Source organism: Lactonifactor longoviformis, assembly GCF_042848515.1.
Classification (GTDB): domain Bacteria; phylum Bacillota; class Clostridia; order Lachnospirales; family Lachnospiraceae; genus Lactonifactor; species Lactonifactor longoviformis.
The window spans coordinates 4047520-4072750 of sequence record NZ_AP031453.1; the positions used below are offsets into that span (position 1 = coordinate 4047520).

The window sequence follows — 25231 nt, forward strand, 5'->3', positions numbered from 1 at the left end:
AGAGCCTTCGCTCCTAAGTGACCGCTGGCAGTGGATCTTCGGACGCACTCCGTAGTCTGCGCAGATCTACGTATTGTCCCTGCCTGTCCTCGGCGCCAAGACCCCCTCCCTTGACCTGGTTTACCCTCACTTCAGGCATATGGAAAACGGGGGGAAAGGTCGAGAGTTGTACACTTTTCCTCTTATTTCGCACTATTGTCCGCTCGATGTTTTGGATAAATAGCCAACCCCCTGGAACTTCCCCATACCCAGGTGAGAGGAATTCTGCGGCGGTGGGCTGGCTGGTTCGGGCGGGAGGGAGGGCTTAAGTTCCGGGGACGATTCCGCAGGAGTGACTAGAGAGTCTTAGGCAAAACCGGGATTCCCGCAGGAGATTTTTTCGGCAGTCAGGGCCGAAAAAAAGTGAGCATGGGCAGAGAATGCACATCAAGCATTCTTTGCACATACGAACGGTGCTCCGGCGGGGATTCCGGTTTTGTCTTAGACTCTCTTCGCGACGGAGGTGTCCCCGGAACTTAAGCCTCCCTCCCGCCCGAACCAGCTAGCCCGCTGCCGCGGGAGTCCTCTCACCGTCCCCCTGCCACCTACACCTGCCGTCCTGAATCACCTTGAGCCGAAGTCCAAGCGCTACACCCCTAAATCCCAACTTTACCCCTATTCATCCAACGTCTTCCGCCCCAATCTCACATCCTCCATCAATTCCGCCATATCCTCGGTAAGATGGTTAAACAGATAATTCTTATTCCCCTTATGTGTCCCCATATAAGTATTTCTGATTTCAATATTGGCCGCCTGTATCTCTTCCCTGAGCCCTGCAGCGGACAGCCGGGCTGCCCCCTGTCCGAGGATAATTACCTGTTCTAGGGCATCCGAAGTGGCTACAGTGACCTGGTGTTTTCTACCAATTTCATGCGCCACTTTTTCAATATATTGATCCGCCGTCTCTGCCTCTTTGGTATATACCACATGAATATTATGGTATTTTAATACCTCACCCTGATTCCCCTCTACTTTGTAAGCGTCAAAAACCAGAATCAGTGTATTCTTTTTATATCCTTGATAATTGCACAGAATATCCATAAGTTTGTTTCTGGCTCCCTCAATATTTACTTCTGCCAGCTCTTTCAGCTCGTCCCATGCAAAGATAATATTATACCCGTCGACAAGAAGGTACTCCTTTTGGCTGTCCGGCTTCCTCGGTCTTCTTTCCTTTTCTCCTGCCCCGGAAGGGACATGATTTCGATTCCAGGCAATTTTTTCTCGTTTTATGGGTCCGAACGTACGGACAAAAATCTCCTCCAGTTCCTTTTCATTCTGCCAGCTTTCACGAAAATCGGATCCGGAAGAAACGGATAACTCCGGAGGATACTCCTCTTTTTTTTCCTCCTTTAATCTCCATCCACCATCCACATGCATATATTCGGGTACCTGGTCCCAGGGTACCACAAACCCGGCTCCATGAGAACAGAAGACTGACCCCGTAGGATTCTCAAGATCTGCCTCCGGCTCATATCCAATGGAAGCAATTACCTCCTCTGCATTATGGCATGGTTCGTAGCCTTTCAGACTGCAGAATAATCTTCCGCTTCCTCTGGTATAGGCGATCACTTCTCTCTGGTATCCACCCATGGCGGACACAGGTGCACTGCCCAGAATCACTGCAGAGCCCTCCTCAAGCTCCGGAGGGGAAAAACTGCCGTACATCTTTTGAATATCAGACAGAGCCCGTCCCACCTTGTCAGCGGGCACCTCCAGCCGGAACTCATAGACAGGTTCCAGAAGGATGCCCCTGCCGCTCATTAGACCCTGCCTTACTGCACGGTACGTAGCCTCCCGAAAATCACCGCCCTCTGTATGCTTCTGGTGCGCTTTCCCAGCCACCAGAGTAATTTTCATATCGGTTATCTCTGAGCCGGTGAGCACTCCCTTATGCACTTTTTCCCTCAGATGGGTCAGGACTAATCTCTGCCAGTTTCTGTCCAGCATATCCTCACTGCAGACCGTGTCAAATACAAGCCCTGCACCCGGCTCTAAGGGCTCTAACAGAAGATGAACCTCTGCGTAATGACGGAGAGGCTCAAAGTGTCCGATCCCTTCCACCCGGGTTTCCAGTGTTTCTTTATACACAATACTGCCCTCGCCGAAGGACACTTCTATGCCAAAACGTTCCTGTATCACGCTCTTTAAAATCTCTATCTGTATCTCGCCCATCACTTGGGCCCGTATCTCATCCGTACTCTTTTCCCACACGATATGAAGCTCCGGTTCCTCTTCCTCCAGCTGCCGCAGCTTCAGAAACATACCATGTACATCACATCCCTCAGGAAGAAGAATCTGGTATGTCAGCACAGGCTCCAGAAGAGGTGCTTCTGAAGCGGACTCTATCCCCAGTCCCTGACCGGAATACGTCCGTCCAAGTCCTGTCACTGCACAGACAGAACCCGCTTTCACTTTACTTACTGTCTCATAGCCCGCCCCAGAGTAGATTCTGATCTGATCCACCTTTTCCTCCCATCTTACACCTGACCCATCTTCTCCACCGGCAAGCAGATCCTTAACCTTCAGGCAGCCCCCTGTCAGCTTCATATGAGTCAAACGATTCCCCTGGGGATCTCTGGATATTTTATAAACCTTTGCTCCAAACTCTTCGGGATAAAAAGGGCAGACCATATACTCCTCTAATCCACTCAGAAGTTTGTCTACTCCCTTTATTTTCAGGGCAGATCCGAAATAACAGGGGAAAACTTTTCTCTCGCTTATAAGCTTGGCAGTCTCCCTGGAAGTTATTCTACCGGTTTCCAGGTATCTCTCCAGAGCAGTCTCGTCACACATCGCCAGGTTCTCCATAAATTCTTCCTGGTCCTGAGTCTCTCCAAAATCCAGGCATCTTTCGTCAAGCTTTTCTTTCAATTCCCCCAGAATTTTATCCCTCTCTACCCCATTTTGATCCATTTTGTTCACAAATAGAAAGACCGGTATTCTGTAGTGTTTCAGCAGCCTCCACAGTGTCTGCACGTGTCCCTGGACTCCGTCGGCGCCGCTAATCACAAGGATGGCATAGTCCAGAATCTGAAGCGTCCGCTCCATCTCTGCCGAAAAATCCACATGCCCCGGAGTATCCAGAAGCGCCACTTCTATATCCCCAAGCAGAAATTTTGCCTGTTTCGAGAATATGGTAATGCCCCTGGAACGCTCCAGTTCGTAAGTATCAAGAAAGGCATTCTGGTGATCCACTCTCCCCATCTGCCGAATACTTCCGCTCAGGTACAAAATACTCTCTGCCAGTGTGGTTTTCCCTGCATCCACATGGGCCAGCAGACCGGCACATATATGCTTTTTATGATTTTCTGGTTTATTTTCTGATGCATCGTTCATCGAAAATACCCCTTTCTTATGCTATAATGCCATAGATTATAGCATAAGAAAGGTCATAAGTCGACAACCTATAAAAACGCGTGCCATCAGACACGCGTTTTTAACTCTATTCATCGTAAGTATTTTTTCAGCAGGCGGGTTAAGTCTTTGATATCAACAGGCTTTGCAATATGAGCATTCATGCCGCATTCCATGCACCGTTGGATGTCCTCTGAAAAAGCGTCCGCAGTCATGGCAATGATCGGAACCGTTGACGAATCCGGACGCTCCAGTCCTCTGATTGCCTTTGCAGCCTCATACCCTGCCATATTGGGCATCCGTATATCCATGAGAATGGCATCGTAATATCCCTTGGGTGAATCCCGGAACTTCTTCAGACATATCTGTCCATCCTCCGCCCATTCTAGTTTCGCGCCCAGGTCGGACAGCAGTTCCCTTGTAATCTCCCAATTCAGTTCATTATCCTCAGCAAGCAGGATACGCCGATCAGACAAATTTATATTTTTCTCCAATACCAGGTCTTTTGCTGCATCACCCCCCATATACGGGCGCAAGCCATAAAACAAGGTTGATTTAAACAACGGCTTGGAAATAAAACCGCTGATTCCTGCCTCTCTGGCCTCTGTTTCAAATTCACTCCAGTCGTATGCAGAAATAAGCAGAATAGGGATCTCACTCCCTAAATTACGCCGAATCTCTCTTGCCACCTGAAGGCCGTTCATATCAGGCAGTTTCCAGTCTAATAGAATAATCTGATAATCGTCTCTCTTTTTATGGCGATAGTTTGCCAATTCCACCGCCTTTTCTCCGCTCAGTGTCCATTCTGCCTTAATTCCAATGGAGCGCAGTGCGCCTGCGGCGGTTTTGCATAACAATTCGTCATCGTCAACTACCAGCATATTCCATGGCGGAAGTACCATATCCACCTCTATTGCAGCAGCCTTTTCAAAATCTGCCGTGATATGGAATTCCGTACCTTTTCCAGGTGCGCTCTGTACATCGATAGTTCCTTCCATCGCATCCACAATATATTTTGTGATTGCCATTCCCAAACCGGCCCCCTCGGTTTTATGCACCCTGTTGCCGTCCGCGCGGCTATAAGATTCATATATTTTTTTCAGAAATTCCGGTGACATGCCGATTCCATTATCCTTAACATTAATATGAATTCGCACAAAGTTATCTCCCTTTGGAGATTTTTCCTCTGACAGAGATAGCTGTATAGAGCCTCCCTCAGGTGTATACTTAGTGGCATTAGACAAAAGGTTAAGCAAAATCTGATTCAGACGTACCCCATCGCACCACACATTTTCGGTCAATATATTCTCAATATGTACATCAAAATATTGCGCTTTTGCTTTCACCTGTGGCTGCATAATACTAACAATCCCTTCGGTAACCTCTCTCAAAGAGATCTGCTCTGTTGTTAAAGTCAATTTGCCGCTTTCAATTTTCGACATATCCAATACATCGTTAATTAGCCCTAAGAGATGTTTACTAGACAGTGTGATTTTCCTCAGGCAATTCTTCACCTGTTCCCGGTCATTTATGTGTGCCGTGGCGATTGCAGTCATCCCTACTATTGCATTCATAGGTGTTCGGATATCATGACTCATATTAGCTAGAAATTCACTCTTTGCTTTACTTGCCTCAATGGCCGCCTGACGCGCCTGCCTCAGCTCCTGCAGCTGCATACGAGTCATGGAAAAGTACCGGATAAAAATTAAGGTTAAAAGGATCAGCACAGAAATGCAGGACAGCAGTGTAATGACTATGCGCTGAACACTCAGACTGTTTATAGTCTCGTCCAATACCCCATAAGGCATTACCCCAACTAAATACCATTCAGAATAAGGCAATGGCATACCATAAATTTGCCGGTCCTCACCATTTACTTTAAAAATTGCACTGTACTTTTGATCGCTTTTCAGTGCATTAGCAAACCTTTCAAGCTCCCTCTCTGAGAGTAATTCATTTGTCTCAGAATTATGCTGCTTCTGCAGCAGACGAAAGCATTCCCACAATTCAGTATTAGAATTACGTATTACAAAGCTGCCATCCGGCCGTATAATATGATAATACGTGAGCTGCCCTTCGTCCTCTAAGGAAAGAAAATCGGTGATATAATCCAGAGGAACAGCCGCTATCAGACCGATGCATTCCTCGCCGTTTTGCATCGGATAATCAGCCTCAACTCCAAACAATACCACTTCATTTCCAACTGCATCAACCCCGACAGCAACTCTTTGTTCTCCCTGCTGTAATGCCTCTACAAAGGGGGCGGGATTAATTGGCTGTATGGACTCTCCATAGAGTGTTTCAAAGTTTCCCTCCTTAGAACAAATAGCTAAATAGTCAAATCCTCTCACCTGCGCTCTGTAAACAAGTTCTTCATATTGGCTCTCTCTGTCGTTGTTCTCTGCTGAAACCACAGATGTAATGCCCTCTACCTGAGCAAAGCGCAGTTTAATAACATTTTCAAAATGTCTGGACATTTGCTCATTCATTCCTGCCATATAGATTTCTCCAACTTCGTAAATGGTCTTTTTGCTTTTCCGATTCATATAGACTCCCAGCAGGCCAAAAGCCACTACACTAAAGATCAGAAGTCCAATGAAGCTGCAAAGCAGAAAGTGCGTTGTTGGATTCTTATGTTGTCTTCTGCTCATTGATGCTATTCCTCCCCGTAGGTCTGTTGGCGGTACAGAGAGCTGACCTTTTACGGGTGAGCAGTCTGTCATAGTCTATTTTGTTTCTCATGCTTCGAATATATTTATCCTCTTGTTCTAGGGAGATATCTCTTAGCTCGGCTTTAACCGCATCCGCTGTTTCCAGGAGACATTGGAGCAAAATTGGATTAAAGGTTCCGCATTGTCCTTCCAAAATCATTGTCAATGCTTCGCCATATGTATAAGCTTTCTTATAGCACCGCTCGCTGATTAAGGCATCGTATACATCTGCCAGGGAAACCACCTGGGCTGAAATGGGTATTTCATCCCCCACTAATTTATCCGGATAACCGGTTCCATCATATCTTTCGTGATGCCACCGACAGATTTCAGAAGCCACTTTGACAAGAGGCAGTTCTTGCTGTTCAATGGGTAATTCCGACAGCATTTCCGCACCGATTGCCGCGTGGGTCTTTATCACTTCAAATTCATCCCCGGTAAGGCGCCCAGGCTTATTCAAAATAGTGTCTGAAATTGAAATCATTAGCTTATTATTTCTCTCCTGCTCACTAAATTGTTCTGTAATAATATTTTCGAGGTGATGCTGTCTGGCATACAGAAGCATCGTGTTGGAAATACGGCGATGAACAATTGCGGAATCAAACGGACGGCTGATATAGTCAAAGGCCCCCAAGTCGTAAGCACGTCTTATATTTGCAGGGGAATCATCCGCAGAAATCATAATAACAGCAAGTGTGTCGTTCCAGTGATATCTGTTTATATAGGACAGAACCTCAAACCCATCCATCTCCGGCATCATAATATCCAAAAGAAGAAGCGAAAAATCCATTCTGTGCTGGGATAGAAGCGCTACTGCCGCTGCACCGTTATCTGCCTCCACAACCTCATATTGATCTTTAAGGATATCAGCCAAAAGAGCTCTATTTATTTCTGAATCGTCTACGATTAAGATTTTTTGCTTATCCATTATTCTTTAATCTCTCTCCTGTGATAATACGGTTTTATTATAAATTCATTCTGTGTGGTCTCGCAATAACCATATTGGATAGGTATACATATAGCTGTGGGTTTTTTACTGACAATTTATCCTATACAGAGTATAATAAAATAAGAATGGACAGGAGACAAATTATGGAACCGCAAGAAACCAAGTTCTCATTTATCTATCATGAAATTAAGCAGCTCATTATAAATGGCCAGATTCCTCCCGGTAATCGTCTGCCATCCTCAAGGATGCTGTGTAATCAGTACCATGCAAGCCGCTATACGATTAACCGTGTTCTCGAGGTATTGAAAGATGAAGGATTTATTGATATAAAGCCGCGCCTTGCCCCAATCGTTCTCTCAGGAAAGAGTGCTTCGAGGGCCGGGGACATGGGGTTTGATATATTGAGAAAAAGGGAGAGTATTGTACAGCTATATAAAACCTTTGGGTTACTATTACCGCCCCTTCTGGTTTTTGCCTCCCAGAATTTAAACTTAGAGATAATGCCTCATTATAAACAGGCATTAAAAGCATCACGCCTTGGTCTTTCCAGAGGCGGGTGGAGGCCTTCTTCTAAGTTTATAAAAGAGATATTGGAAATTGGGGGAAACCCCTTGCTTGCTAACCTATTTTCCACCTTTGAGCTTCATAATAATCTAAGTTTTTTTACAGAGGAATGTCCTTACTTTTTAGAAACCTTTCTGGGGCCCTCCCTATCCAATGCAGATGTTCTTGTAGATATTTTGAAAGGAAACGACCCTGCTGTTAAGCATAGACAGTTAGCACATTTATTTCAAACACTTTCCGATTCCATTGCAGCCACTTTGGAGCACTTAGCAGGTATAACCTCTCCATTTCCTGCGCCCTCATCTGCTTCCTTTTTATGGAGACCAACGCGCGGAAAAGACTACTTCTACACAAGAATCGTCAGCGATTTGAACCAGAAAATCGGCAATGGCGAATATCCCTGCGGAACATATCTTCCTTATGAGAAACAATTAGCGCACCAGTACGGGGTCTCTGTATCCACAATCAGAAAAGCATTAGGAGAACTAGCGCAGAGAGGTTTTGTAAAGACATTAAACGCTAAGGGCACTATTGTGATCGAACCGGACGATTCCAGGGTGAATCAGGTGCTTTCTAATCCAAGACGAACAGAAGAGGCACTCCAATACCTTTATGCACTGCAATTGCTGGCATTAATGATCGACTCAGCAGCTTTGATGGCGGCCCCCAAGTTTACTTCAAAAGAATTGGACGAATTATGTGATACATTCGCCCGCCAGGATACCATTTGTATCATTGATATTTTCGAGGCAATTTTAAAACATATTGAATGGAAGCCTCTCCAAACTATATTGACAGAAGCATTCCGCCTTACGGAATGGGGTCACTATATCGCATATTATGACACGAAAAAGCAAGTGCTTCAAAATCTCAACGAACAAATTATTGAAGCAGTTCAGCACCTGCGGGAAGGCAATGCAAGGGCCTTTGCGTCTGGCATTAGAGATTGCTATCGTTATACATTAGAACATGCCAAGAAGTATATGATTAAAAAATACAACTTTCTCCGGGTATCTTCGATTCGGATTCCGGAAATATATTAGGTGTTATCCACACTACACTCGCCACTCAGACCGGTTGCTTTGAATATACGGACATAAATCAATGTCCGCTGGATGGTTTCCAACACGATCCGGTAAAGCACCTGTACCCGGATAAAGTGGATTTTACAGGAGCCGGTGTTGCTCTTGTAGTTGGAGCAGACGAAATGGTTCTGGATGTCGTCCTTGTAGGTCTTGCAGGTACAGAGGTACAGCTTGGCCCCGCAGTCGGCGCAGTAAAGAAGCCCGGAAAAGATACTAATTCTATGTCAGCTTCCAATTCTGGCTCTTTGTCTGTAACTTCACCATACGAGCGTAGAGGCCGTTTTGTTCCAGCAATGTTTTCGGCGCGCCTTCTTCAGCCACTGTCCCTTCCGAAAGCACCACGATCTTGTCAGCTCCGGCCACGGTGCGCATCCGGTGGGCGATCACCAGTACGGTCTTATCTGCAATCAGGCGGGAAAGGGCCGTTTGAATCAAGGTTTCATTCTCCACATCAAGGGAAGCGGTTGCTTCATCCAAAAGAATAATCGGCGCGTTTTTCAGGAAAGCTCGAGCGATGGAAATTCGTTGCCGCTCCCCGCCGGAAAGCTCGCAGCCGTTTTCCCCAATGTTGGTATGCCAGCCTTCCGGCAGCTTTTCGGCAAATTCATCCACATTGGCAAGTTTTGCAGCGGCTAAAACCTGTTCATCAGTAGCGTCCTTATTCCCAATTCGTATATTTTCCAGAATGGTATTGTCAAACAGGGTAACATCCTGAAACACAATAGAGAACAGGGAAAGCAGCGCCTCCGGGTCAATTTTGGAAATATCCATGCCTCCCACGGAAATCCTTCCTTGGCTCACATCCCAAAACCTTGCCGCCAGCCGCGACACCGTAGTCTTGCCGCCGCCGGAAGGCCCAACCAAAGCCGTGACTTCGCCCTGTTTTGCAGTAAAGGAAACATCCCTTAGTACGGTTTCTCCCGTGTTGTAGGCAAATCCTACATGGTCAAATGTAATATCATAGCCTTTGTTGAAAAGCCTGTTCTCTCCCTGCTGAATCGGATGAGCGAGGATTTCATTCATGCGGGCGATGTTAGTACGGGTGCTGATGACCGCCGCCAGATTTTGCAGCGCCCCTTGCAGCGGATCATAAAGCCGTGAGACAACCAGCAGAAACAGGAAGAAGGTCAACACATTGAGGCTGCCTCCTATAAGCAGGACAGATCCTATCAGTGCAACAGTGGCAATTCCCAGCTTTAATACCAATGACGCGGACACCACAAAGGCAGCCAGCCCGAACTCATTTAGAATGGAGCGGTGTTCCACGGCGCGAATTTTCTTTTCCAAGCCTTTCAGGTATTCCTGTTCGGCATTGTTGGCCTTCAGGTCACGCACTGTTTCAATGCACTCCTGAATCCCGTCCGCACAGGCCATCTTTACATCCATGGCTTTCTGATTGAGACGTTCCTGCACATTTGCGGAGAAGCCTACAATGGCAAAGGCCACAGGCAGTACCCACAGCGCCGCTAATGCCATGCGCCAGTCGAACACCAAAAGACTGATGGAAATTAAAACAGTGGAGATGATGGAGCCTGCCAGTTCGGGAATGAAGTGGGAAAAGCTCTGCTCCAAAAAGGTGCAGTCGGCCATGATGGTGCTGGTGAGGTCTGCCAAATCCTTTTTTCCGAAGAAGGACAGCGGGATCTTCCGCAGCCGTTCAGCCAGCGTAATTCGCCGCACACCGCTTTCCCTATAGGTGGCAAAGTAAGTGGCGTTATACTGAATGTAAGTAGTGAGCAAGATCAAGCCAATGCACACCACACAGCCCACGATGTAAAAGATAAGTTTTTCACCCGGAACGCCGTCATTCATCAAATCGCCCACTAAAAAATACAGCAGGCCCACCGGGAACATAAAGGAAAGGTTTTGCAGCACACAGGCCAGACAGCCTTTCACCAAATCCTTGGCCCCCTGCTGGGAGAGGGCATATCGTTTTTGCAGCCATTTTATCATGTTTATTGTACCTCCTTTGCAACCTTCCACTGAACGGAAGTTTCATAGTCCTGCCACATGCGGCTAAAAATACCACCTTTTTCCAGTAATTCCCGGCTCTTGCCGCTCTCTGTGATCTGTCCGTCCTCGACGACATAGATTTTGTCTACGCCAGCCACGGTAGAGAGCCGGTGGGCAATCATAATCACCGTTTTCCCCTCGGACAACTTAGAGAAGGCGGACTGCACGCGGGATTCATTATCCGGGTCGGCAAAGGCGGTCGCCTCGTCAAGAATAACGATAGGCGCATTTTTCAGCATAACGCGGGCGATGGAAATCCGCTGCTGTTCGCCCCCTGAAAGGTAAACACCCTTTGTGCCAATCACGGTGTCCGCACCTTGGGGCAGCTTTTCCAGAATATCGTCGCACTGGGCGTTGTGGAGTGCAGCCATGATTTCTTGCCGGGTGGCATCCGGCTTACCCATGCGCACATTTTCCAAAATCGAGGCTTTGATAAGGCGGCTGTTTTGGAATACAAAAGAGACGGTATTCATAAGTTCCTCTTTCGGAATTTTCTTCACATCCACGCTACCTATTTTTACAATGCCGCTCTGCGGGTCAAAGAACCGGCAGATTAAATTGGCAAGAGTGGTCTTGCCCCCGCCGGAAGGCCCCACAAAGGCCACTGTCTGCCCTGTGGGAATCGAAAGTGAAATATCCTTGATGACCTCATTTTTTCCATCATAGCTGAAATGAATATGACTAAGTTGTACCGAAGCATCTTTGGGGCACTCGGGCTTCTCTGGCTCCGCAAGGGGCCTGAGATTCAGCACGCTGTCAATCCGCTGCAAAGCGTCGTCCACAATCATGGCGTTTTCGCTCTGGAACATGATACGGGTGAGGGTGACGGAAATGATGGGCGTAATGATAATATAAAACATCAAATCCAGCAGAAACTCCTTGGTAACGCCGCCTTGGGTAAAAATCAGTCCACCGGCAATCAGCGCGGCAAAGACTCCATTGATAGCCGCCGTGTAGAGCATCATGGGCGCACGAAGCTCCTTGGTATAGGCAATCACCCACGCTTTATACCTGTCAATGGAATCTTTGAACTTTTTGAAAGAGAAGATGGTCTGCCCGAAGGTTTTAACCACGGGAATCCCTCGTACATACTCCACCGCTTCATTGGACATATCATCAAGGGCGTTTTGATATTCTTTCATTTTTTCCTGCATCCGCTGTCCGGTCATCGCCATCATTATTAAAAATCCCAGTACAACCGGAACGAGGCTCAAAAGTCCCAGCCGCCAGTCGAACACCAGCAGCAGGATAAAAAGGCCGCAGGGCGTGGCGATAGCGTTGGCGCGGTCAGGAAGCTGATGGGCTAGATAGGTTTCGGTGGCAGCGCTGGATTCGTTGACAATCTTGCGCAGCCTTCCGCTGCCGAACTGCTCTGCAAATCCCAGCGGCAGCCTAACAATATGCTCCATAGTTTTAAGGCGCAGGTTGGTGGCAATACGGAACGCCCCTTTGTGAGAACACATCAGTCCCGCAATGTAGACCAAAACTGCGATTACCGCAAACAGTACCGCCATCCATCCATTATGGGTCAGATTTTGCGCACGGCTAAAGTCCGGCGCAGCCTTAAACACTTCCCGAATAACCTTCCAGATAAAGTAGAAGGGCACTAACGCAATAAAGGCGCTAATGGCTGAAAGCACCCAGGAAGCGTAGGTCAGATATTTGTGGTTGCCTGCAATCTGTAGCAGGCGTGACAGATTGGATTGTTTTTTCAAAGAAGATTCCTCCTATCTTTTATTTATGATAAAGAGAACACGAGTGTGTTCTTCTTATATCCTCGTAAGTTAGTCACCACTAACCAACGGATAAAAATTATAGGACGCTACTGCCCCATAATTTTCATCCATCCGGCTGTATAAAAGGCTCGCATTTCCTTCACATAGTTTTCTGCGTTTTGAAGCGGCATCTCGTGGATTATCAGTTCAAAAAAGGTGTGAAACATGCCGGTAATCAGAATATGCTCCAGCGTAGGGTCAATTTGCGGGGCAGGCCGCCCCAATTCTTTCAAAACCTTTAGATAGGCGTGGGTGCCTTCAACCTCAATTTCCACCATTACATCAACAAGGCCGGAAAACTTTGTACCTTCCGCACAACAGAGAATCAGTTTACATTCCTCTAAATGTTCATAGGCATAGTGGATCATATCAAACATACAAGCGCCGGAAATATCGCTCATCACTTCCGGCTGTCGCTCGTGGGGAAGATCGGCAAATTCCTTCTGTGCTTTTTGAAAGCAGTTAAGCAGATACGCATAATGCTCACCTACCAAAGCCTCGAATAGTTCTTCTTTGCTTTTGTAATAGCCATAAAAGGCTCCCGTAGTCATGCCGACAGATTTGACGATATTCCGCAGGGAAGCATCCTTGTAGCCCTTTTCTAAAAACTCTGCTTTTGCTGCCTGATGGATTCGGTTTAAGGTTGTCAAATTTCCATTTATTTTACGCGCCCCCCAACATAACACTGTTATATATCACTGTTATATTATGGCCTGAAAAGTAGATTTTGTCAAGAGGAAAGATAGTCAAAAAAGTGTTTTATGTTGTCAGACATTAAGTATAACTTTTATTGCAGCAAGAAAGGTGTAACAGCATAGTTGCTATGCTGTTACACCTTTTGCAGAAAAAGATACGAAGTTATCCCCCAAGCTCGCCACCTCCGGTAACGATTGCTCATCCTACGGACGCTGTAAAATTTTCAGTAAACAAAAGAAAAACTCTATGCAAATGGTTTACCCATTCACATAGAGTTTTCTTATTTCCCGTTCACTTGGCATAGGTCAGTATTTTGCAATACTTCTTTATACTCCTCTGCCATTTTTCCCGCCTCTTTCTTTATCTGTTTCCTGCTGATCGCTTTCCTCTCACTCCAGCCCTTGTATCACATCCCAGACTTCTTCATCAAATACTCTGTCTTTATATAAAAACTTCTTATCTTCCTCCGTGATTTTCCGAACCACCCTGCAGGGATTTCCCACGGCAACCACCCAGTCCGGAATATCCTTAGAAACAACACTTCCTGCACCAATGACAGTATTGCTTCCGATATGTACCCCGGGGAGAATAACAGTATTGCCACCAATCCATACATTATCCCCAATGGTAACTTCAATTCCATATTCATACAGGGTATTCCTTGCTGTGGGGTGCACCGGATGTCCGGCCGTATAAATTGCCACATTCGGAGCCATCTGACAATTATCCCCAATGGTCACCTTTGCCACATCTATAATCGTGCAGTTATAGTTTGCGAAGAAGTTTTTCCCAACCTCAATGTGAGTGCCATAATCACAATAAAACGGGGGATTGATGTATGCATGTTCAGATTTGCCCAGTAACTCCTTTACAATTCTTCCGATTTCTTCAAAATCTGAGGGGTCTGCAGTATTCAGCCTGTGCAGAATTTTTCTGCAAACCTTCTGTTCCTCCATGACGGATTCATCTGCAATATAAGCCATCCCAAGATCTCTTCGTTCCCCATTGTTCAATCGTTTGTCCTCCTTATCCTTGCTATTTCCTACCAGTCTTACATAGAACAGACAGCACCTTCATTCTATCACAATAATGGACTAAAAGCACTTTTGATTTGTTACGCTATCTTTTAAATGGATCAACTCCAGCTTTCTATTCACATTGGTTTTGCGGTAAAGACTCTGCAAGTGTTTTTTTAGTGTTGACTCGCTGATAAAGAGTCTGTTAGCCAGCGTCTGATTATTCTCTTCAGAGGATAACGCTAAGAAGATTTCTAATTCCCTCATTGTTAATCCGTACTCGGAAGAAAAAGCAATTGCACGATGCTTAGACTTTTCCTCCATAGAATCCGTCTTCGCCTGCTCCTGATAGAAACGACTATTGATATGTTTGGAGAGCGACTTTAAAAGAAACATATCATTTTCTCCAAAATCATTCATATCATTTGCCCGGTAAAGGCTCAGTACACCCAGAGGAATACCCTTATGTACAAGGTTGGAATAGACAGAATATTTAAGATTATAGGGAAGATAGCATTTCTGATATATTATATTATTTCTGCGTTCTTCTTCTGAGAGCAAATCTGTTATACGAAATACATCACTTTCTGACTCATCACACATCCATTTACTCAAATCGTTTTGCTCCAGCTGCAGATACAAGCGCTCTACCGGTGTATAGGTTTCAGGATAGCAGACAGGACTGCAGAGGCTTTTATATCCGTCTGAAGTTTTGCATGTAAGAAAGCTTGCAAAGGTGCAGGGAATCAAAGCCTGGATCCCCTTTAACACGCAATTTTTCATTTCATCAAACTGTTGCTTACTATAAATAGAATAAACGATATTATTATATTGAATGAAATCGTTTCTGTTCATGTGAAAACCATCCCCTTATCCTTCATGAATACTTATAATTATACTTCCTGTAATATCATTTTGCAACAATATGGAGAAGACCGGAACCAGAAAAGGAGTAGGGGTATCCTCTTTTGCTCTTTTTCTGGACAGTACGTACCATATACAACTCAATGTTCATATTATACAATAACTTTAACAAAATCAATGCATTGTATGTTAAAAACATTATATAGGAGGTATGTATTATGATAATTGGTTGCCCAACGGAAGTAAAAGCCGGTGAGACCAGAGTTGCGTTAACCCCTCAGTGGAGTAAAACACTGACGGAACATGGCCACACAGTTATGGTACAGACACAGGCAGGCACAAAGGCGGGATTTACCGACGAGGATTACAAAAACGCCGGCGCCTTAATCAAAGAATGTATAGAAGATATCTACGACAAGGCTGAATTTGTAGTAAAAGCAAAAGAGTTAAAGCCCCAGGAATATGGACTACTAAAAAAGGATCAGATCGTCATGTCATGGTTCCATCTGGCAGAAGATGTTGATTTCGATATGCTTCATTCCATGCTGGACGCAGGTACTATCGGAATTGGAATGGAACTGATTAAACTTCCTGACGGGACTCGTCCTACTATTAAACCCATGAGCGAGATTGCTGGTTCTCTGGCAATGCTTGAAGCTATTAAATACGGACTTGTAGATCACGGCGGAAGCGGAACTCTGTTTAGAAAACTGTCCGGACTGCCGGCCCCAAAAGTATTAATTTTAGGCGGCGGACATGCCGGCTTAAATGCAGCTGAGATAGCTTTGGGTCTTGGCCTCCAGGTTACCATTGTAGAAAATTACTGGAAGCGTATTGCTGAGCTGCGCTATATGCTCCCCGCTGCAGAGGTTGTCTGCTGGGAGGATAGTACTGTATATAACTTAATTTCCAATACTGATGTGCTGCTGAATACCATCTATGCCATCCCAAATCAGCCCTGTCTCATCAGCCGAGAAGTAGTTCGGGGCATGAAAAAAGATGCTGTAATCATTGATATTGTTGGAAATGGAATTATTGAGACCATGCACTATACAACTTTGCTTGATCCCACCTATTACGAAGAGGGTATCCTCCATTACAATGTGGCCAATATGCCGGCGCTCTGTCCAAAGACTGCCACAAAAGCTCTGCTTATGGCTTCCGGCCCATATATTCTTGCTATTGCAGATAAGGGACTGAAAAGAGCCTGTGCAGAGGATCCGGCCCTGTTCCAGTCCGTATGTACTCTAAATGGAAAAATTGTCCATGATGAAGTTGCCCGCAATCACAATCTTCCATGCACACCTTTTAATCTCGGCATGCTGGATTAATTCCGGAGAAAGGAGCCATGGTATATGGATAAAAGGGACAAACCAAAAGCGCCTCCCCGCAAGCCTCATATATGGGAAATTATTCTCGCAATGGTTATTCTAATTGGAGTTCTTGTATACAGTGTAGCAGTGCTTGGAATTGATGTCCATATTCCATTTATTGTTGTAGCTGCTCTCACTGCGCTGATAGCAATACGGATGGGATATACCTGGCAGGAACTGGAAAATTCTATACTAAAGTCAATTGCTTCTGTCATGCAGGCGGTACTAATCCTCATTATGGTGGGCATGGTAATCGGTTCCTGGATCCAGGGCGGTATTGTTCCCTCCCTGGTTTATTACGGACTGCAGATGATTCATCCCCAGGTCTTCCTGGTAGCTATTTTCCTGGTAGGTTCGCTGTGTTCCATAGCCACGGGAAGTTCCTGGACCATGATCGGAACACTTGGGGTTGCCGCCATTGGTATCAGTGAAGGAATGGGGATTCCTTTGCCTCTGACAGCAGGAATTGTCATCGGTGCGGGGTATTTCGGTGACAAGCTGTCGCCACTCTCTGATACTCCGAACCTGCATTGTGCCATTGCCCGGGTTAATCTATTTGAACACTGTAAAAACGTATTCAAATATACGATACCTTCTTTCTTGCTTGCGCTTCTAATGTGTTTTATATGCAGCCGGATTTATGCCCCCCGCAGTACCGGAGGAATGTCCTCCATTGCAGAGATAACGGAGACGCTTCATGACTCTTTTGTAATCCACCCGCTCCTGATTCTCCCTGTACTGATGGTATTTTTAATGATTGCCCTCAAGATTCCGGCAATACCGGGCATCTTACTGATGGCAGTCGTGGGTTCACTGTGTGCAATGATTGTGCAGGGTGCAAATCTACATGATACTCTAACCGTACTTCTCTATGGCTACAGCGGGGATACGGGAAGTGAAATTGTGGACAGCCTGGTCACCAGAGGCGGTATGGATTCCATGATGTATATCACCTCTCTTATCCTCTGTGTCAGCGCTTATGGCGGTGTAATAGATGTAACACGCATTCTTCATGTTTTGGTTGAAAAGCTCCTGGGCAGGGTGAACTCCCCATCCGGAATTATGATTTCAACAGCACTGTGTGGTTTTATACTAAATATTATTGCTGTGGATAATTATGTATCAGCTGTTATGACAGGAAACATGCTGCGTGAAAAGTTTATAAGGAGAGGCCTTTCCCCTCTTAATCTATCCAGATGTCTTGCAGAAAGCTGTGCCATAACATCACCCTTAATTCCTTGGAACACCTGTGGGATTACCATGCTGGGGATGCTGGGAATACCTGTACTGAAATATGCCCCCTTTGCGTTCCTGCTTTACATTCCACCGATTATGGTAATTGTCATAAGTCTGCTGAAAAAAGGAATTATCTATCTAACACCGGAAGAGCAGGCAGAACTCTTAAAAAATGATAGCGCTGCCTAACAGTTTTTAAAAAGGAGGTGCCCTGTCTATAGGGCATCTCCTTTTTTATCAAATATACTCGGGCTTTGAATGCAATATAAAACTCTGAAAAGAAAACTATTAATATGCTGAAATTACAAAAACCTCCCAGAATAAATATCCTGGGAGGTTATATAGCATACATAGATGCTGATAAACATATAAAGTTGTCCAAAGATTATCTCTTGGAGAACTGGGGTGCACGACGAGCCGCTTTGAGACCGTATTTCTTTCTCTCTTTCATTCTCGGATCTCTTGTCAGATATCCGGCTTTTTTGAGAACTGGTCTGAAATCATCGTCTGCCTGAAGCAGTGCTCTGGCAATTCCGTGACGGATTGCACCAGCCTGTCCGGTGTAACCGCCGCCATGAACATTTACTAATACATCAAACTTATCAGCTGTCTCTGTTGCCACTAATGGCTGACGAACGATAACTTTTAATGTCTCTAATCCTAAATACTCATCAATATCTCTTTTATTAATTGTAATCTTACCTGTTCCAGGTACTAAATATACTCTTGCGATAGATTTTTTTCTTCTTCCGGTTCCGTAGAATTTTGAATTAGCCAATGTTTTTTACCTCCTACTAAAATGTTAATACTTCTGGTTTCTGAGCTTCATGCTTGTGCTCCGGTCCAGCGTATACGTGAAGTTTACCGATCATTGCTCTTCCTAAAGGTCCCTTGGGAAGCATACCCTTAACTGCAAGCTCGATTACTTTTTCAGGTTTCTTTGCTAACATTTCTCTTAATGTAGTTTCTTTCATTCCGCCTACATAGTCTGAATGGTGGTAATAAACTTTCTGATCTAATTTTTTACCTGTAACATTGATCTTGTCAGCGTTTACAACGATTACATAATCGCCTGTATCGATATGAGGAGTATAGATTGGTTTATTCTTTCCTCTTAATACCTTAGCAATTTCAGATGCGAGACGGCCTAATGTCTGTCCATCAGCGTCTACTACATACCATTTTCTTTCAACCTTATCTGGATTAGCCATATAACTGTTCATGGTTTTACCTCCTGTTTTACATATGGATTCAATAATTTTCTAACTTAAAATCTATAATGTAAAATACCTTCGCCGGGGCAGGGACCGGGTATTTTCGCACTACGTCACATTGAAATATTATATTATACTCACCCACGTGTGTCAACAGGTTTTTTGTTTTTTTGCCACATTTTCTGCTAAATTTACCCAGAGAGACCTGTGAGGTGCCCCTGTTCCAGGTCAGCAAGGTGATATCATAACCTGTCTGGGATTTTCAGCCTCTGGTTTCGTCACTAAAATAACGTACTCCAACCAATGTCAGCCCCCGGGCAGGCGCTGTATTGCCGGCCATCTTCCGGTCCCGGGCCTCAAGTATCTCCTTTACATACTCCGGCGGATACTTTCCGCATCCCACTTCCATCAGAGTTCCTGCAATAATACGCACCATATTATAGAGGAATCCCATTCCTGTCACCCGGATAATAATCTCATCTCCGTTCTTTTGTATGGTCAGACCGGTAACATTGCGCACTGTAGTTTTCACCTGTGCGCCGGTACCGCAGAAGCTTTTAAAGTCATGCTCACCAATGAGATGTTCTGCTGCTTTTCTCATCTGTTCCACATCCAGGGGAACATACGTAAAATGAGAATAAAACCGTTCCGTTGGTATCGGAAACCTCCGGTTGAGGATTCGGTACTCATACGTCTTTTCACTTTTCTGGTATCTGGGATGAAAATCCAGAGGGACTTCCTTTGATTCCTGAATCCGGATATCCTCAGGCAGTCTCTGATTCAGTGCGTAGGAAACCTTCTCCCCCGGCATTCTGCTGTTAGTATCAAATACCGCTGCATTTCCCAGGGCGTGTACCCCCGCATCTGTCCGGCTGGCTCCCAAGACAGAGACAGGCTCTTTCAGCAGTTCACTCAGATGCCGCTCCAAGACCTCCTGTATGGTAACCCCGTTAGGCTGTACCTGCCATCCGCAGTACTTGGTCCCGTCGTATGCGACTACAATCATAACACGCTTCATAAACTACCTCCCCAGGATCCGGATTACTATACTCCCCGCCAGATAGAGAAGCATAATTCCGTATGCGGCCAGATCCCTGGATGCATATCTTAGCGGTTTCATCTGCGTTCTGCCCTCGCCCCCGTGGTAGCATCTGGCTTCCATAGCCATGGCCAGATCATTGGCCCGGCGGAACGCCGAGATAAACAGGGGGACCAGGAGGGGAATCAGCGCCTTTGCCTTCTTGATCAGGTTTCCGCTCTCAAAGTCTGCCCCTCTGGCAATCTGCGCCTTCATGATCTTGTCCGTCTCCTCCATAAGGATGGGAATAAAGCGCAGGGCAATGGACATCATCATGGCAATCTCGTGAACAGGGACCTTAATCTTTGCAAGCGGCCTCATAAGCTTCTCCAGTCCGTCTGTCAGCTGGTTAGGCGTCGTTGTAAGTGTCATGACAGAAGAGCCGATAATCAGATAAATCAGCCGTATTGCCATCTTTCCCGCCTGCAGACACCCTGCATCTGTTATTTTAAAGATCCAGAACTGCACCAGGATGTTTCCCGGTGTAAGAAACAGATTAAAAGCTACTGTAATCAAAAGAATCATAAAGATGGGCTTAAGCCCCTTTACCATAAATCCAAAGGGCACCTTGGATATTAGAATCATTGCCCCTAAAAATGCAGTAGCCAGCACATATCCCTCCCACTTGTTGGAGACAAAAAGGGATACCAGAAAAATCAGTGTTCCGATAAATTTTACCCGGGGATCCAATCTGTGCAGAATGGAATCTGCGGGATAATATTGTCCAATTGTTATATCTCTTATCATAATGATCTACTTTCCCAACGCCTTTAATATACTTACCCGGGCTTCTTCCACCGTGGTCGCCGTTTCATCTACCGGTATGCCCTTTTCCTTCAGTGCATGCATAATATAGGTGATCTGGGGGGCTGCAAGCCCCATTCCCTCCAATTCTCTGTAATGGGAAAATACTTCCTTGGGCGCATCATCAAATGCAACCTTCCCCTTGTTCATAACAATAATCCGTTCGACATATTTGGCTATGTCTTCCATGCTGTGGGACACCAGAATAATAGTAATCCCCCGCACACTGTGGAGTTCCGCAATCTGATCCAGAATCTCATCTCTGCCTCTGGGATCCAGTCCGGCCGTGGGTTCGTCCAGAACCAGTACATCCGGGTTCATTGCCAGAACCCCCGCGATGGCGGCCCTCCGTTTCTGTCCTCCGGACAGTTCAAAGGGAGAACTGCTGTAGAATTCCTCCCCCAGACCAACCTGGGCAAGCGCCTCTTTTGCCCTTTCTTTTGCCTCATCCGGGGACAGCCCCTGATTCTTGGGCCCAAAACAGACATCTTCCAGCACACTCTCCTCAAACAGCTGATGCTCCGGGTACTGAAAAACCAGTCCCACATGGCTTCTCAGAGCCTTCAGAGGGTAATTCTCCCCCCATATATTTTCCCCGTTGTAGAGTACAAGTCCTCCCGTAGGTTTCATCAGACCGTTAAAATGCTGAATCAAGGTCGACTTTCCGCTGCCTGTATGACCGATAATTCCCACAAACTGCCCGTCCCGTATCTCCAGATTCACATCCTCCAGGGCATGCATCTCATATACAGTTCCCGGACTGTAGGTATAGGTTACATGTTCTAACTTAATTGACATATCGCATTCACCAACTCATCTATTGTTAAAATTCCTTCTGGTATCTGAAGCCCCGACGTTCTCAGTTCATGGGCAAGAAGCGTGACCTGGGGGACATCCAGACGGTAACTTTTTAATGTATCTACCTGGGAAAATATCTCTCTTGGAGTCCCCTGCATTACAATACTTCCCCGGTCCATAACGATAACCCGGTCAGCAAAGATTACCTCTTCCATATAGTGGGTAATCAGTATTACAGTAACCCCTTCTTTTTTATTAAGTTCTCTGACTGCCTGCAAAACTTCCTTTCTCCCGTTGGGATCCAGCATCGCCGTAGGCTCGTCCAGAACAATACATTTTGGCCGCATAGCCACCACTCCGGCGATGGCCACTCTCTGCTTCTGCCCTCCAGACAGCTTATTCGGCGAATGATGACGGTAAGCAGTCATCCCCACTGCACGCAGACTTTCATCTACCCGTCTCCAGATATCTTCTGTGGGAACTCCCATATTTTCCGGTCCAAAGCCTACATCTTCTTCTACAACCGTCCCGATAATCTGGTTATCCGGATTCTGAAATACCATGCCTGCTTTCTGACGAATCCTCCAGAGTTCCTCTTCATTCTCTGTACTCATGTGATCCACCCATACCGTTCCCTCCGTGGGTATAAGCAGGCCGTTTATATGTTTTGCAAGAGTAGATTTGCCGGAGCCGTTGTGTCCCAGAACAGCAATAAACTGCCCAGCCTCAACATCCAGATCCACCTGGTCAATGGCTCTGCTTGTCTCCTCTACTTTGCCCTCATCGTTATATTTCAAATACTCAAACACCAGTTTGCTGGCTTTTATAATACCCATAGTAATTCCTCTTCTGCTTCTAGGATAAACTTCACTTTATTGTATCCGATTTGCTCTCCCTTTACAAGTAATTTGCACATTCACTGCAATGATTCCCAGGCTGACACAGGCGAGTGCTGCCATATTTTTAAGGGTAAACGCATTTTCCCCAAGAAATACAGAAGATAATAAAATACCGAATACAGGGATCGTAAACCCATATATAGATACCTGCCCAACGGTATTATATTTTAACAAAAGGGTCCATACGGAAAATGCGGCGCTGGAGATAAACGCCATATAGACCAATAACAGGATACCCGGAAGAGTAAATTGCTTTACCTCCCCGCCCAGCACCAGACCGATCCCTATCAGCACCAGCCCCCCTGTTAACAGCTGATACGCCGTGATAGTAAACGAGTTATCCCTGTGGGCAAAGGTTTTTACGTACACTGCTGCCATGCCGTAGGCCAGACAGGAGATGAGCATAAATCCTTCCCCGGAAAAGGAAAACCCGCCTCCCAGACCGCCTTTTGAGTAATTTATTATTACAACGCCTGCAAATCCCAAAATACAGCCGAATCCCTTTTTCAGATTCATCTTTTCGTTCCTGATAAAAAAATGTGCCAAAAGAATGGAAAAGAAAGAATTGGACGCAGATAAAATAGCGCCTTTTACCCCGGTAATGTTAGCAAGGGCAAGATAAAAAAATACGTACTGCATTGTTGTCTGTATCAGTCCCAGTACCACAACCTTGCCCCAAATCTCTTTTTTGGGAAGGGGCAGCTTTCGGGCGGAGACTCCAGCTATCAGCCATGTCATCCCCCCTGCCAGGGTAAAACGATATCCAGCAAAAAGTATCTGGCTCCCTGTGTCATCTCCCGCAATCTGAAACAGCCTGTACCCATTTTTTACACAGGGGTATGCGCTTCCCCACAGCAGTGTGCAGAACAGAGCCAGAAAACAGATCACCCAAGGCTTTGTCAGGATGTCAGTATTTCTTTTTTCCATAGTTCCCCCTCTTTCGTAAATCCAAGTTTCCGGGCCAGCGCCTCAGAGGCCTGATTCCTTCTGTCAATACGACAGAAAAGCTCCTTTATCTCCCGATCCCGGGCAGCCTCTATCGCGATCCGGCAGGCTTCCCAGCCATATCCCTGCCCTTGAAAGGAAGGTCCTATCATATATCCCATTTCTATTCCCATGATTCCATCTTCCTCCTGCCGGCCGGGTTCGAATCCCACCTGGCCTATAATCTCTCCCGTATCTTTTTTTATTACAGTCCAAAATCCCATATCGCACAAATGATACATATATTCTCTGTAGGAAGGAAATGCCTCCAGTTCTTCTTCCTCACTTTCCTTCATCCGGCATCCCCAGTCCGCCACTTCGGGCTCCTGATACATCTTCCACAGGACAGGGATGTCTGCTTCTGTCATCTCCCTGACAGTTACCCTTCACGTTTCCCCGATAACCACTGGCTCCTTCCGGCTTCTGCGATATACTTTTTCCATAAAACCGCCGTCAATTTCTTCATACCCTTCCACAATGATCTCAGCAGTACTCAGATCCTGTTCTCCTGAGTCAGGGTTATAGTATCCCACACAGCAGATCCCGGCGGCTTTGGCAGCCCGGCATCCATTTGTGGAATCCTCCACAACAATACATTCATCTGGCGAAAGTCCCAGCAGCTTTGCAGTCCTCAGAAAGATATCAGGTGCAGGCTTGGGATTCCTGACACTCTCACCGCTGCAGATCACATGAAAATATGGCTCCAGTTCCAGAGACCGGACCACATCCCGAATATAAGGTTCCGGCGACGAGGACGCTATGGCCAGCCGGTATCCTGCTTGCTTAAGACGCCCCAGGAGTTCCGGCACTCCCTCAATTAGAGGATATCCTCTCTCCTTCATCACCTTCCACTTGATCGCTTCATGCTCTTCCATCAGCTTTCTGTCATCCTTGTCCACTCCATAGGCCTCACTGAGTAGATTCATGAGAAATCCGGCGGTGGATCCAATGCACGGTTTATAGATCTCATAGGAAAGATCAACTTTTCTCTCCTTCATTGTCATTTTCCAAATTTCGTAGTGAACCGGCTCCGAATTAATCAGAACTCCGTCCATATCAAATATAATCCCTTTCAGCATACATTCTCTCCTGCAGTTTCTTCTATAAATAAAACCGCTTTTCCTCTGTTTTCTCCAGAGGAAAAGCGGCCTTTTTAATTTCTCACTGTCACTCTACGGTTTCACAATCCTTCTTCTCTTCCAGAATAGAATCCATAAGCTCCCAGATCTCGTCTCTTCCCTGTTTTGTCGCAGAAGAAAACGGAATAATCTGGGTTCCCGGAACCAGTTCCAGTCCCTGGCGTAACATTTTAATATGCTTTTGTATCTGGCTTCTCTTTAATTTATCCAGCTTAGTGGCAATGATAATCGGCTGATACCCGTTGTAACGAATCCACTCGTACATGGTTTTATCGTTCTTAGAAGGCTCGTGCCGGATATCTATCAGCAGAAAAACCGCTTTCAGCATCTTTGAGCCATGCAGATACCGTTCAATCAGATGCCCCCATTTTTCTTTCTCAGCCTGGGACACCTTCGCATATCCATACCCAGGAAGGTCCACCAGGTACATACTCTCGTTTACATTATAGAAATTAATGGTCTGTGTCTTACCCGGCTGGGAACTGGTTCTGGCCAGTGCCTTCCGGTTCATCAGCGCATTAATCAAAGATGATTTTCCCACATTGGACTTCCCGGCAAACGCTATTTCCGGGCGGTCATTTTCAGGCAGAGTGCTCGTCACACCGCACACAATATCCAGGGATACATTTTTTATTACCAT

Annotated in this window: 21 protein-coding genes and 1 pseudogene; 3 read left to right on the top strand and 19 right to left on the bottom strand. The window is 45.9% G+C overall.

Annotation, left to right across the window (positions count from 1 at the left end; genetic code table 11):
- Positions 1–654 precede the first annotated feature (654 nt).
- The 3 genes from ACGHCT_RS18480 to ACGHCT_RS18490 all read right to left on the bottom strand — a co-directional run bounded on the left by ACGHCT_RS18480 (position 655) and on the right by ACGHCT_RS18490 (position 7032).
- The gene (locus tag ACGHCT_RS18480) at positions 655–3375 is read right to left on the bottom strand and encodes an NYN domain-containing protein (protein ID WP_390437192.1); all 2721 of its coding nucleotides are present in this window, start codon (positions 3373–3375) and stop codon (positions 655–657) included.
- A gap of 110 nt (positions 3376–3485) precedes the next feature.
- On the bottom strand, positions 3486–6044 hold the full coding sequence (locus tag ACGHCT_RS18485) for a response regulator (protein ID WP_390437193.1): 2559 nt from the start codon (positions 6042–6044) through the stop codon (positions 3486–3488).
- The gene (locus tag ACGHCT_RS18490) at positions 6025–7032 is read right to left on the bottom strand and encodes a two-component system response regulator (RefSeq protein WP_390437194.1); all 1008 of its coding nucleotides are present in this window, start codon (positions 7030–7032) and stop codon (positions 6025–6027) included. Before ACGHCT_RS18490 ends, ACGHCT_RS18485 begins: the two co-directional genes overlap by 20 nt.
- Before the next feature lie 164 nt (positions 7033–7196).
- Here ACGHCT_RS18490 and ACGHCT_RS18495 point away from each other — a divergent pair, with 164 nt between their 5' ends.
- A complete protein-coding gene (locus tag ACGHCT_RS18495) occupies positions 7197–8660 on the top strand; it encodes a GntR family transcriptional regulator (protein WP_390440216.1) in 1464 nt (487 codons plus the stop codon).
- Here the strand turns inward: ACGHCT_RS18495 and ACGHCT_RS18500 are convergent.
- The 6 genes from ACGHCT_RS18500 to ACGHCT_RS18525 form a co-directional block, all read right to left on the bottom strand.
- Positions 8657–8920, bottom strand: coding sequence for a zinc ribbon domain-containing protein (locus tag ACGHCT_RS18500; protein WP_319018873.1), 264 nt, complete (start codon positions 8918–8920; stop codon positions 8657–8659). The two genes, ACGHCT_RS18495 and ACGHCT_RS18500, sit on opposite strands and share 4 nt — an antisense overlap.
- A 1-nt stretch (position 8921) precedes the next feature.
- Positions 8922–10655 carry an ABC transporter ATP-binding protein gene (locus ACGHCT_RS18505; RefSeq protein WP_226904054.1) on the bottom strand — a complete coding sequence of 578 codons (1734 nt, stop codon included), beginning with the start codon at positions 10653–10655 and terminating at the stop codon, positions 8922–8924.
- A gap of 2 nt (positions 10656–10657) precedes the next feature.
- Positions 10658–12430, bottom strand: a complete 1773-nt coding sequence (locus ACGHCT_RS18510; protein ID WP_390437195.1) for an ABC transporter ATP-binding protein — start codon at positions 12428–12430, stop codon at positions 10658–10660.
- A 107-nt stretch (positions 12431–12537) separates the two neighbouring features.
- Complete coding sequence (locus tag ACGHCT_RS18515) at positions 12538–13140, bottom strand: TetR/AcrR family transcriptional regulator (RefSeq protein ID WP_390437196.1); 603 nt, start codon at positions 13138–13140, stop codon at positions 12538–12540.
- A 435-nt stretch (positions 13141–13575) separates the two neighbouring features.
- Entirely contained in the window at positions 13576–14199 is a 624-nt protein-coding gene (locus ACGHCT_RS18520; protein ID WP_390437197.1) for a sugar O-acetyltransferase, read from the bottom strand.
- An 81-nt stretch (positions 14200–14280) separates the two neighbouring features.
- Positions 14281–15057: a helix-turn-helix transcriptional regulator gene (locus tag ACGHCT_RS18525; protein ID WP_154258929.1), complete on the bottom strand. Its 777-nt coding sequence runs from the start codon at positions 15055–15057 to the stop codon at positions 14281–14283.
- A 227-nt stretch (positions 15058–15284) separates the two neighbouring features.
- Here ACGHCT_RS18525 and ACGHCT_RS18530 point away from each other — a divergent pair, with 227 nt between their 5' ends.
- Together ACGHCT_RS18530 and nhaC are read left to right on the top strand one after the other, a co-directional pair.
- The gene (locus ACGHCT_RS18530; RefSeq protein WP_390437198.1) at positions 15285–16397 is read left to right on the top strand and encodes an alanine dehydrogenase; all 1113 of its coding nucleotides are present in this window, start codon (positions 15285–15287) and stop codon (positions 16395–16397) included.
- 24 nt (positions 16398–16421) lie between these two features.
- Positions 16422–17864, top strand: a complete 1443-nt coding sequence (nhaC, locus tag ACGHCT_RS18535; protein WP_390437199.1) for a Na+/H+ antiporter NhaC — start codon at positions 16422–16424, stop codon at positions 17862–17864.
- Positions 17865–18060: 196 nt separating this feature from the next.
- On the opposite strand, the gene rpsI is transcribed toward nhaC, so the two are convergent.
- The 10 genes and pseudogenes from rpsI to yihA all read right to left on the bottom strand — a co-directional run bounded on the left by rpsI (position 18061) and on the right by yihA (position 25231).
- Complete coding sequence (gene rpsI / locus ACGHCT_RS18540; RefSeq protein WP_072854556.1) at positions 18061–18453, bottom strand: 30S ribosomal protein S9; 393 nt, start codon at positions 18451–18453, stop codon at positions 18061–18063.
- A gap of 16 nt (positions 18454–18469) precedes the next feature.
- Positions 18470–18898, bottom strand: a complete 429-nt coding sequence (gene rplM, locus ACGHCT_RS18545) for a 50S ribosomal protein L13 (RefSeq protein WP_072854555.1) — start codon at positions 18896–18898, stop codon at positions 18470–18472.
- A 253-nt stretch (positions 18899–19151) separates the two neighbouring features.
- On the bottom strand, positions 19152–19907 hold the full coding sequence (gene truA, locus ACGHCT_RS18550; protein WP_154258841.1) for a tRNA pseudouridine(38-40) synthase TruA: 756 nt from the start codon (positions 19905–19907) through the stop codon (positions 19152–19154).
- 3 nt (positions 19908–19910) lie between these two features.
- A complete protein-coding gene (locus ACGHCT_RS18555) occupies positions 19911–20714 on the bottom strand; it encodes an energy-coupling factor transporter transmembrane protein EcfT (protein WP_154258839.1) in 804 nt (267 codons plus the stop codon).
- 6 nt (positions 20715–20720) lie between these two features.
- Positions 20721–21569 (bottom strand): energy-coupling factor transporter ATPase, encoded by an 849-nt coding sequence (locus tag ACGHCT_RS18560; protein WP_072854552.1) that lies wholly within the window; start codon positions 21567–21569, stop codon positions 20721–20723.
- Positions 21554–22405: an energy-coupling factor transporter ATPase gene (locus ACGHCT_RS18565; RefSeq protein WP_390437200.1), complete on the bottom strand. Its 852-nt coding sequence runs from the start codon at positions 22403–22405 to the stop codon at positions 21554–21556. The genes ACGHCT_RS18560 and ACGHCT_RS18565 overlap by 16 nt, the downstream gene beginning before the upstream one ends.
- A 36-nt stretch (positions 22406–22441) precedes the next feature.
- Positions 22442–23395 carry a DMT family transporter gene (locus ACGHCT_RS18570; protein WP_390437201.1) on the bottom strand — a complete coding sequence of 318 codons (954 nt, stop codon included), beginning with the start codon at positions 23393–23395 and terminating at the stop codon, positions 22442–22444.
- Positions 23368–23826: pseudogene (locus ACGHCT_RS18575) on the bottom strand (GNAT family N-acetyltransferase); the annotation flags it as partial. The pseudogene ACGHCT_RS18575 and the gene ACGHCT_RS18570, both read right to left, overlap by 28 nt.
- Before the next feature lie 12 nt (positions 23827–23838).
- Entirely contained in the window at positions 23839–24531 is a 693-nt protein-coding gene (locus ACGHCT_RS18580; protein WP_390437202.1) for an HAD family hydrolase, read from the bottom strand.
- Between the two features lie 88 nt (positions 24532–24619).
- Positions 24620–25231 carry a ribosome biogenesis GTP-binding protein YihA/YsxC gene (yihA, locus tag ACGHCT_RS18585; protein ID WP_072854548.1) on the bottom strand — a complete coding sequence of 204 codons (612 nt, stop codon included), beginning with the start codon at positions 25229–25231 and terminating at the stop codon, positions 24620–24622.